General features: G+C 64.8%; 9 protein-coding genes and 1 tRNA gene. 5 read left to right on the top strand and 5 right to left on the bottom strand.

Annotated elements, in window-relative coordinates:
• On the top strand, positions 1–257 hold a 257-nt coding region (locus tag N5A93_RS18330), incomplete at its 5' end, for a hypothetical protein (protein ID WP_268956539.1).
• 141 nt (positions 258–398) lie between these two features.
• On the opposite strand, the gene N5A93_RS18325 is transcribed toward N5A93_RS18330, so the two are convergent.
• The 3 genes from N5A93_RS18325 to truA form a co-directional block, all read right to left on the bottom strand.
• Positions 399–475 (bottom strand) — tRNA-Arg (locus N5A93_RS18325).
• 78 nt (positions 476–553) lie between these two features.
• Positions 554–1,504, bottom strand: coding sequence for an NAD(P)-dependent oxidoreductase (locus N5A93_RS18320; protein ID WP_268956538.1), 951 nt, complete (start codon positions 1,502–1,504; stop codon positions 554–556).
• Between the two features lie 104 nt (positions 1,505–1,608).
• Positions 1,609–2,376, bottom strand: coding sequence for a tRNA pseudouridine(38-40) synthase TruA (gene truA, locus N5A93_RS18315; protein WP_268956537.1), 768 nt, complete (start codon positions 2,374–2,376; stop codon positions 1,609–1,611).
• A 126-nt stretch (positions 2,377–2,502) separates the two neighbouring features.
• Between truA and N5A93_RS18310 the strand changes: the two genes are divergently transcribed.
• From N5A93_RS18310 to N5A93_RS18300, 3 genes are read left to right on the top strand one after another with little or no spacing between them, the layout of a single operon-like run.
• Entirely contained in the window at positions 2,503–3,933 is a 1,431-nt protein-coding gene (locus N5A93_RS18310) for a YcjX family GTP-binding protein (RefSeq protein WP_268956536.1), read from the top strand.
• A complete protein-coding gene (locus N5A93_RS18305; RefSeq protein ID WP_268956535.1) occupies positions 3,930–4,379 on the top strand; it encodes a GNAT family N-acetyltransferase in 450 nt (149 codons plus the stop codon). The genes N5A93_RS18310 and N5A93_RS18305 overlap by 4 nt, the downstream gene beginning before the upstream one ends.
• Positions 4,376–5,386: a YcjF family protein gene (locus N5A93_RS18300; protein WP_268956534.1), complete on the top strand. Its 1,011-nt coding sequence runs from the start codon at positions 4,376–4,378 to the stop codon at positions 5,384–5,386. The genes N5A93_RS18305 and N5A93_RS18300 overlap by 4 nt, the downstream gene beginning before the upstream one ends.
• 57 nt (positions 5,387–5,443) lie before the next feature.
• Here N5A93_RS18300 and N5A93_RS18295 read toward each other — a convergent pair whose 3' ends face one another.
• Together N5A93_RS18295 and N5A93_RS18290 are read right to left on the bottom strand one after the other, a co-directional pair.
• Positions 5,444–5,701: a hypothetical protein gene (locus N5A93_RS18295; protein WP_268956533.1), complete on the bottom strand. Its 258-nt coding sequence runs from the start codon at positions 5,699–5,701 to the stop codon at positions 5,444–5,446.
• Between the two features lie 281 nt (positions 5,702–5,982).
• Positions 5,983–6,393: a group III truncated hemoglobin gene (locus N5A93_RS18290; RefSeq protein WP_268956532.1), complete on the bottom strand. Its 411-nt coding sequence runs from the start codon at positions 6,391–6,393 to the stop codon at positions 5,983–5,985.
• Between the two features lie 215 nt (positions 6,394–6,608).
• On the opposite strand from N5A93_RS18290, the gene ileS reads away from it, so the two are divergent.
• Positions 6,609–9,515, top strand: coding sequence for an isoleucine--tRNA ligase (ileS, locus tag N5A93_RS18285; RefSeq protein WP_268956531.1), 2,907 nt, complete (start codon positions 6,609–6,611; stop codon positions 9,513–9,515).
• The last annotated feature ends 289 nt before the right edge of the window (positions 9,516–9,804 follow it).

Genomic DNA, 9,804 nt, shown 5'->3' with positions numbered 1-9,804 from the left:
GGATTTCTTGTTCATCTTCGCTCCTTGATGGCTGCGATGAACCAGAAATCCTCCGTTACGAAAACATCAAATCTGTCCCATGGGTGCTGACGTCAGACAACGCGCTTTCGGGTGACCCGCTTTTGCCCGGGCGGAAAGGATTTTGGGCCGATCTATCTGAGATCGGAGGCGGCGAAAGCGCTCGCATAGCGAAGGGGTGGTGGAATCATTGGATCGTGAACCTGGGACCAGCCATATTTTTCAACGAAGATGCTTAGAGACCATTATATCCATAAAATCATATTATTTTCATGGCCTTAAATGGAAATTCAGTAAAACCTAAAATAGTTCTTGACAGGGGTGCGCACGAAAAACTGCCGTTTTGCGCATTCTTATGCCCCGTTGGCAACCCGAAATTCTGGCGATCCCGCGAGGACTCGAACCCCGAACCTGCTGATTAGAAGTCAGCTGCTCTATCCTGTTGAGCTACGGGACCGCTCGCCGCTCGTTTACCCGCGCCGCGCGCCAAGATCAAAGGCAAATGATGGCCCTGTTCATGGAACGGGGCCTCCATTCATGGTCGCATGGCGGGGCGCACCTCGTATCCCGGCTCTTCGGGCTCGTCATCCACCATCTGCGCCGGAAAGCCCGGCGCGCGGATATCGAGACCCGTGGCATCCTCCAGCCGCCGGATGATATTGGGCGAGAGTTCCCGCTCGCCGTAGCGCGCAATGCCGTCATCCAAGATCGACATCAGCAGCGGCGACAGTTCCAGCGGCACGCCGGCCTTGTCGGCGATCTTCTGGAACAGGCCGATATCCTTTTTCACAAGATCCATCGTAAAGGAAATGTCGCGGCTGCCGTTCAATATGACCTGGCTTTCGGTTTCATGCACGAAGGACGTGCCCGAACTGATCTTGATCGCCTCATAGGCGGTCGCCATATCCATGCCCGCCGCCTTGGCCGTGACCAGCGCCTCGCAGACGCTCAGCAGGTTCGCGGTGGCAAGGTAATTGGTGATCACCTTCAGAACCGAGGCGCTGCCCAGATCGCCCGTGTGCAGGATGCGCCGCCCCATGGTCGTCAGCAGCGGCAGAACCCGTTCGAACGTGTCGCGCCCGCAGCCTGCGAAGATCGCGATATTGCCGGTATCGGCCCGATGACAGCCACCCGAAACCGGGCAATCCACCGCCGCACCGCCGCGCGCCCCGACCAATTCGCCGAGGCGGAGGATCTCGCCTGCGTCGGTGGTCGACATTTCCAGCCAGATCTTGCCCGGCCCCACTTCTGGCAGCATCTGCATCATCACCGCATCCGAGGCCGCGGGCGAGGGCAGGCAGGTGATGACCACCTCGCAGTCGCGCATCAGTTGCACGGGGCTTTCGCCCGCTGCCGCGCCCTGCGCGACAAAGCCCTGCACCAGATCGCCGTTGAGGTCATAGACCGTCAGGTCATGGCCGTTGCGCAGCAGGCTGCCGGACAGTTTGCCCCCGACATTGCCCAGACCGATAAAGCCGATTTTCATGAATGGAGTCCCTGTTGCTTGCACCGCCGTCAACCCGCAGTCTGGCGCGAAACTCCCCCGATTCTGCCGGCAGGGCAAGAGATTTGCGTCCGGGCCCCCGCCGCTCAGGCGAAAGGATCGACGCCGTAGCGCACCCCGGCCAGGTAAAGCCCCTGTGGCGGGCAGACCGGCCCGCAGGCGGCGCGGTCGCGCGCCTCGAGCGCGGTTTTCACGTCGTCGGGCTGCCATGACCCCGCGCCCACCCGTTCAAGCGAACCCACAAGGCTGCGCACCTGGTTATGCAGGAACGAGCGCGCCCGCAGGGTGAAGTGCAGCTCATGCCCCATGATCCCTTCGACCTCGGTGATCTCCAGCGCATCCAGCGTCTTGACCGGGCTTTTCGCCTGGCAGATGGTCGAGCGGAAGGTCGTGAAATCGTGATGCCCCACCAGATGCGCGGCGCCTGCACGCATCGCCGCCACATCCAGCCGTCTGGGCACCTGCCAGACCAGCCCGCGCTCCAGCGTGGCGGGCGCGCGCCGCATCAGCAGGCGAAAGAGATACCGCCGCTCCAGCGCCGAGAAGCGTGCATGCCAGTCATCGGCCACCAGCGCACAGGCGGTGATCGCCACCGGCGCGGGCTTCAGGTGATGGTTCAGCGCCTCGGAAAGGCGAAACGGCGTCCAGTCGCGCGCCAGATCGCAATGCGCCACCTGCGCCAGCGCATGCACCCCCGCATCGGTGCGCCCGGCGGCGGCGATGGTATGCGGCCCCGGCTCGAGCTTCGCAAGCGCGTCCTCGATCATCCCCTGCACCGAAGCCTGCCCGCGCTGACGCTGCCACCCGACAAAGGGCGCGCCATGATATTCGATTTTCAACGCGTATCTGGGCATGCACGCCAGATACCCCGCGACCGGCAGGGGAACAATCCCCCAAACCTCCCCTCTGGCAACCGCCGGCGCGCGCGACTATCTTGGCAGACAGCACCAACGGCTCAGCAAGGCGAAGGGGGCGGGGGCTTGATCATCACCGATATCGCCGACGGGCTCTCGCGCGGCGTCGGCAACATGGCCGACACGCTGTCGCAATCCCTGTTCGAGCCGGTGATCCGCCTTGGCGTCACGGGGCTGGCGCGCTCGGGCAAGACGGTGTTCATCACCTCGCTGGTGGCCAACCTCATGGACCGTGCGCGCATGGGCGGGCTTCAGGCGGTGGCCGACGGGCGCATCTCGGGGGCGTTCCTGCAACCCCAGCCCGATGTGACCGTGCCGCGCTTCGACTATGAAACCCATCTTGGCGCGCTCACCTCGCCCACGCCGCACTGGCCCGACAGCACCCGCGCGGTATCCGAATTGCGCCTGTCGCTCAGGGTGCGGCCATCGGGGCTGCTGGCGGGGCTTTCGGGGCCGCGTGTGGTGCATCTCGATATCGTCGATTATCCGGGCGAATGGCTGCTTGATCTGGCCCTTCTGGACAAAAGCTATGCCGACTGGTCGGCCAACGTTCTGACGCGCATCGAGTCCCGGCGCGAGGCCGCCGATTTCCTGCGCCTCGCCCAGGCCACCGACGCCCGCGCACCGCTTGACGAACCCACGGCCCAATCCCTCGCCAAGGCCTTCACCGCCTATCTGAACGCGGCCCGCGACGCGGGGTTCTATGATTGCAATCCGGGGCGGTTCCTTTTGCCGGGGGATCTGGCGGGCTCGCCTGTGCTGACCTTCGCGCCGCTGCCCGCGCCCGCCTCTACGGCGCCGCGCAAATCCCTCTGGCGCGAGATGGAACGCCGCTTCGAAGCCTACAAGCGCGAAGTCGTCAAACCCTTCTTTCGCGATCACTTCGCCCGGATCGACCGGCAGGTCGTGCTGATCGACGCGCTGGGCGCGATCCATCGCGGCCCCCGCGCGGTCGAGGACATGCGCCGTGCCATGTCTGAAATCCTTGGCGCCTTCCGCCCCGGCCGCAATGCCTTTCTGACGCGCCTGTTGATGGGACGGCAGGTCGGGCGCATCCTTTTCGCCGCCACCAAGGCCGACCACCTGCACCACACACAGCACCAGCGCCTTGCGGCGATCATGGCCGCGCTCACCCGCGAGGCGCGCGACCGCGCCGATTTCGCCGGGGCCGAAACGCAGGCCATGGCCATCGCCGCCCTGCGCGCCACGACCGAGGAAACCATCCAGCATGACGGCAAGCCGCTCGATTGCGTGCGCGGGCGGCTTTTGCAGGATGACGGAAGCCGGGGCAAACAGGCGGCATTCTATCCCGGCGAACTGCCCGAGGACCCCGCGCGCCTGCTTTCAGCGGCGCGCGAAGGGGCGGGCGCATGGCTCGATGCGCAGTATCAGGTGATGAATTTCGCGCCCGCCCGCCTGACGCTGAAACCCGGCGAAGGCCCGCCCCATATCCGGCTGGACCGCGCCGCGCAGTTTCTCTTTGGTGACAGGCTGTGACCCCGGCGCGCGCACATCTCTTCCATGCGCCGCGGCTTCTGGCGATCCTGTGGTCGTTCACCCGCGCCACGCCCTGGCTGCCGGTCATGCGCAGCAAGCGCAGCGACCTTGCCCTCATGCTCAAGGTGATTCTGCGCGGCTGGGTGCGCATCGCCCATGACGCGCGCGGCCCGGCGGGATTCATTGCCCGCGACGGCGCGCGCATCCACGCGCTCTATGTCCATCCGCGCGCCCGCCGGCAGGGTCTGGCGCGCGCGCTGCTCGATGATGCCAAGGCGCGGGCGCATCAGCTCGACCTCTGGGTGCTCGAGGCCAACAGCGCCGCGCGCGCCTTTTACACGCGCCAGGGCTTTGCCGAGGCGGGCCGGGGCAATGGCGCGGGGAATGACGAAAACATGCCGGATATCCACATGGTCTGGCAGTCACGCGAAAGGCCCGATTCATGACCAGGGGACCGATCCTGATCGACCTCGGCGACGGCGATGACGACAGCGCCGCACCCGGCCCCGACAGCGCGCCGCCGGTGCCCGAACCCGACGCGCCCACACCCCCCGAAGGGCGCGCGATGCAGACCGTCGCCACATTGGCCGCGCGCCGCCCGTCGCGGCTGGCGCGGCTCTTCTGGGGGTTGTTGCTGGCGATCCTCGGCGCGGCCGTTTCGGTGGCGGCATGGGATTTCGTGACCGGGCTGATCGCGCGCGCGCCGCTTCTGGGCTATGCGATCAGCGGGTTGATTGCGGCCTTTGTGGTGGTGCTTCTGGTCATTGCGATGCGCGAACTGGCGGCCTTTGCCCGCCTGGCGCGGATCGACAAGCTGCAATCGCGCGCCCATGTGGCGCTGGGCGGCGAGAACCTGTCCGAAGCCCGCGCCGTGATCGGCGACCTGACGCGGCTTTATGCGGGGCGCGAGGATACAAGCTGGGGCCGCGACCGCCTTGCCGAGCGTCTTCCCGACCAGTTCGACGCGACCGGTCTGTTCGCGCTGGCCGAGGCCGAGCTTCTGGCCCCGCTCGACAGTGCCGCCACGCTCGAGATCGAAGCCGCCGCCCGGCAGGTCGCGACCGTGACGGCGGTGGTGCCGCTGGCGCTGGCGGATGTGGTCGTCGCGCTGAGCGCGAATATCCGCATGATCCGGCGCATTGCCGAAATCTATGGCGGACGGTCGGGCACGCTTGGCAGTTGGCGTCTGGCGCGCGCGGTGCTCACGCATCTCGTGGCGACGGGGGCTGTGGCTGTGGGCGACGATCTGATCGGCTCCGTTGCTGGTGGCGGGGTCGTGTCGAAGATATCGCGCAGGTTTGGTGAAGGTGTGGTTAACGGTGCGCTCACCGCCCGCGTCGGCGTCGCCGCGCTCGAGGTCTGCCGCCCGCTGCCCTTCACCCGTTCGCGCCGCCCCTCGGTCGGCGGGATCGTCAAACGTGCGCTGACCGGGCTCTTTCGCGCAGGAAAATAGATACCGCCGGGCATCGCCTGAGCCGGTGGTATCCGTTGGTTCGCGTGGTGGTCGCCCTTACTGTGCGGTACCCGTCGCCGTGCCGCCTGCGGTCTCGCCGGTGGTCTGTCCCGTCCCGGTGGTGGCTTCGGACCCGGCGCCGGTGGTGGCGGGGCCGTCGCCCATGCTTCCCAGCAGAATCAAGCCGGCGATCAGGGCGATGATGACAAACAAGGCGATCACCGATCCCCGTGAAGACCGCGATCCGATCGGGTTGGGCTGCGAATATGGGTCCGGCGTTGTGCCGCGGTTCAGATCGTTCTGGGGTCCATACATGATTTCCTCCATTGCAGTTGCCTGCCCCTTGACGCCACTCTGGCCCGGCACCGGATTGGCGTGCAGTGCGGATCCGCGATTGGGCAGATTCAGGCGGGCGCCGGCCGGTTTTGACCCTGGCGGTCGGCTGAAAGAGGCCGAGTCAAGGTTGGGGCAGGGGGCTGGGCAGTGTTTTGCCGGGGTTGGTTTCGGGCTTTGCGAAAGCGATTTGTACGAAACTCCGGCGCCGGGCGCCGGTTTCAGTACAAAACCGGCGTACAAAACGGAGGTTTTGTACGCTCTCACCGCAGCTTCGGGATGCCTCCGGGCAGGGTTTCGCGCTCGACGACACCGGCGCGCAGGCTGCGCCCGATCCGATGCGCCAGCGCCGACCAGGCCGCGGCCTTTCCGGGCGGCAATTCGGCCTTCAACGTGGCGTCGAACAGCTCCAGCCAGGTCGAGAACATGCCCGGTTTGACATTGCCCGCCTTGACATGGGCCGCCATCGGGCTGCCATCGTAACTGCGTTCGTGCAGGATGGAATTTGCCCAGAAATCAGATACTTTCGCCTCATGCGCGGCCCAGTCATCCACATGCGCCGCGAAGACCGGCGCCAATCCGGGGTGGCGTCTGACGGTCGCGTAGAACGCGGCCACGACCCGTTCGATCTCGGGCCGGGTGATGTCGAAACGTGGCGGCATCGCGTTGCTCATGCACTCTATGTGGCGTGCCTTGCCCCGCTTCGCAAGCGCCTACTGGACCTCGCTTGGCACGATGCATATAAGGCGGTCATGATGCGGAGACCGGCAATCATCATCCGAATTACCGGCCCGGCGCTCTGACCACAGGAGTTGCCGGGGCTATTGGCATGCAACCATATGCCACCAAACGTTTTTTCCAGATTCGACAGTGACAAGGGACGCCCGCGATGAGCGCCGAAACACCCGACTACAAAGACACGCTGAACCTGCCGGAAACCGGTTTCCCCATGCGCGCCGGCCTGCCCAGGCGCGAACCCGAATGGCTGGACCGCTGGGAACGCATCGGCATCTACGACCGCCTGCGCGACCGCGCCGAGGGGCGCAAACCCTTCACCCTGCATGACGGCCCGCCCTACGCCAACGGCCATCTGCATATCGGCCACGCGCTCAACAAGATCCTCAAGGACATGGTGGTGCGCTCGCAGCAGATGATGGGCCGCGATGCCCGTTACATCCCCGGCTGGGATTGCCACGGTCTGCCGATCGAATGGAAGATCGAGGAACAGTATCGCGCCAAGGGCAAGAACAAGGACGAGGTGGATATCGTCGATTTCCGCCAGGAATGCCGCCGCTTCGCCGAGGGCTGGATCGGCATCCAGCGCGACGAGTTCAAGCGCCTCGGGGTCACGGGAAAGTGGGAAAAACCCTATCTTACCATGGACTTCCGCGCTGAGCGGATCATCGCGGAAGAGTTCCAGAAATTCCTGATGACCGGCACGCTTTACCAGGGCTCCAAGCCGGTGATGTGGTCGCCCGTCGAAAAGACCGCGCTGGCCGAGGCCGAGGTCGAGTATCACGACAAGGAAAGCTTCACCATCTGGGTGAAGTTCCCGGTCGTGACAGACGGCGACCTCAAGGGCGCCAATGTCGTGATCTGGACAACGACGCCCTGGACCATCCCGTCGAACAAGGCCGTGGTCTATGGCGAGAGCTTTGACTATGGCCTCTACGAGGTCACAGACACCCCTGACGAATGCTGGGCCAGCGTCGGCGAGCGCTTCCTCCTGGCCGACAAGCTGGCCGCGGATGTCATGACCCGCGCGCGGCTGAGTGACGGCATGTGGAAACGTGTGCGCAGCGTCAGCGCTGATGAGCTCTCGGGCCTGTCGCTTGCCCACCCGCTTGCCGGCGCCGAAGGCGGCAATGGCGAATGGGACGACCCGCGTGATTTCCGCGCCGCCGATTTTGTCACCGACGAGGAAGGGACGGGTTTCGTCCATTGCGCGCCCTCGCACGGGATGGAGGAATTCGAACTTTACCGCGGCCTCGGGATGCTGGAGCAGGTCATCACCTATAATGTGATGGACGATGGCGGCTTTCGCGCGGACCTGCCCTTCTTTGGCGGCACCTATATCCTTGACCGCAAGGGCAAGGAGGGCAATGCCAACAAGGCCGTGATCGACAAGCTGGTCGAGGTTGGCGGCCTTTTGGCGCGCGGCAAGATCAAGCACAGCTATCCGCATTCCTGGCGCTCCAAGGCGCCGGTGATCTATCGCAACACGCCGCAATGGTTCGCCGCCATCGACCGTGAAGTCGGTGACGGGCAGGATAGCTATGGCAAGACGATCCGCGAACGCGCGCTCACCTCGATCGACGAGCTGGTGACATGGACGCCGCGCACCGGGCGCAACCGTCTTTATTCCATGATCGAGGCGCGCCCCGACTGGGTGCTGAGCCGCCAGCGCGCCTGGGGCGTGCCGCTGACCTGCTTTACCAAAGTGGGCGCGATGCCGGCCGATCCCGACTATCTGCTGCGCGACGAAAAGGTGAATGCCCGCATCCTCGATGCCTTCGAGACCGAGGGCGCGGATGCCTGGTACAAGCCCGGCGCCAAGGAGCGTTTCCTTGGCGATGAATACGATCCGTCCGGGTGGAACAAGGTCGATGACATTCTGGATGTGTGGTTCGATTCCGGCTCGACCCATGCTTTCGTGCTGCGCGACCGCGAGGACGGGTCCGGGGACGGGCTGGCCGATCTTTACCTTGAAGGCACCGACCAGCATCGCGGCTGGTTCCATTCTTCGATGCTTCAGGCCTGCGGGACCATTGGGCGCGCGCCTTATCGTGGTGTGCTGACGCATGGTTTCACGCTGGACGAGAAGGGCAACAAGATGTCCAAATCGCTCGGCAATACCGTCGCGCCCGAAGATGTGACCAAGCAATACGGCGCGGATATCCTGCGTCTTTGGGTGGCGCAGTCGGATTATACCGCCGATCTGCGGATCGGGCCGGAGATCCTCAAAGGTGTCGCCGATGGTTATCGCCGCCTGCGCAATACCATGCGCTTCATGCTGGGGTCGCTGGCGCATTTCTCGGAAAGCGACCGCGTCGATCCGGCGGATATGCCAGAACTGGAACGATGGGTTCTTCACCGTCTGGCCGAGCTGGATCACACGGTACGCAAGGGCTATGATTCCTATGATTTCCAGGGTGTTGTGCAGCAGCTGTTCAACTTCTGCACGGTGGAACTGTCGGCCTTCTATTTCGATATCCGCAAGGACACGCTTTATTGCGATGGCGACACTGCCCGGCGGCGTGCTGCCCGGACGGTGCTGGACCTTCTGTTCCATCGGCTGACCACATGGCTTGCGCCGGTGCTGACCTTCACCATGGAAGAGGTCTGGTTGGAACGGAACGCGGGCGATGATGCCAGCGTCCACCTGGTCGATATCCCCGACACCCCCGCCGATTGGCTGAACGAGCCGCTGGCGGCGAAATGGACCAAGGTCCGGCAGGCCCGCCGCGTGGTGACGGCCGCGCTGGAAATCCAGCGCACCGACAAGGCGATCGGCGCCAGCCTCGAGGCCGCGCCGGTGGTTCATGTGCGCGACCCCGAGATGCTTGCCGCGCTCAAGAGCGTCAATTTCGAGGATGTCTGCATCACCTCGGATATCGTCCTCACGGGCGACCCCATGCCGAACGAGGCCTTCCGCATGCCCGAGGTCGAAGGTGTCGGCGTGGTGTTCGAGCGCGCCATGGGTGCGAAATGCATGCGCTGCTGGAAGATCCTGCCGGATGTCGGCAGCCATGCGCATCCCGGCACCTGCAAGCGCTGCAGCGACGCCTTGGGATAGGGACAGCTGGCGCGGGCGTCATTGATCACGCCCGCGCAGCTGCCTTGTCACGACCGCACAAAACGCCTGCGCGTACACTCCCTGACCGGCACCGCGAGGCCCGAGCGGGGTGGTTGATGGCCGGGATCGATGCGTCGGCATGATCGCTACCGAACACAACGCCCCCTTTCAGGCGCACAGGCCCTTGGCCGCTGCCACACGCATACCCGTTTGACGCGGGTGTTCCCTCCTTGCGGAGTCCGAGGGCAATGCGCTAGGCTTTGCATAATTTACGCAATTGTGCGGCTGG

It is taken from the genome of Roseovarius salincola, assembly GCF_026891095.1.
GTDB lineage: Bacteria > Pseudomonadota > Alphaproteobacteria > Rhodobacterales > Rhodobacteraceae > Roseovarius > Roseovarius salincola.
The sequence above is the reverse complement of the archived record's forward strand: the minus strand, read 5'-3'. Positions and strand labels throughout refer to the sequence as shown.

Bases quoted from the DNA above. Each gene is read 5' to 3' on its own strand.
- N5A93_RS18320 (WP_268956538.1), bottom strand. From the start codon at position 1,504: ATGAAAATCGGCTTTATCGGTCTGGGCAATGTCGGGGGCAAACTGTCC.
- truA (WP_268956537.1), bottom strand. From the start codon at position 2,376: ATGCCCAGATACGCGTTGAAAATCGAATATCATGGCGCGCCCTTTGTC.
- N5A93_RS18300 (WP_268956534.1), top strand. From the start codon at position 4,376: ATGACCAGGGGACCGATCCTGATCGACCTCGGCGACGGCGATGACGAC.
- N5A93_RS18295 (WP_268956533.1), bottom strand. From the start codon at position 5,701: ATGTATGGACCCCAGAACGATCTGAACCGCGGCACAACGCCGGACCCA.
- N5A93_RS18290 (WP_268956532.1), bottom strand. From the start codon at position 6,393: ATGAGCAACGCGATGCCGCCACGTTTCGACATCACCCGGCCCGAGATC.
- ileS (WP_268956531.1), top strand. From the start codon at position 6,609: ATGAGCGCCGAAACACCCGACTACAAAGACACGCTGAACCTGCCGGAA.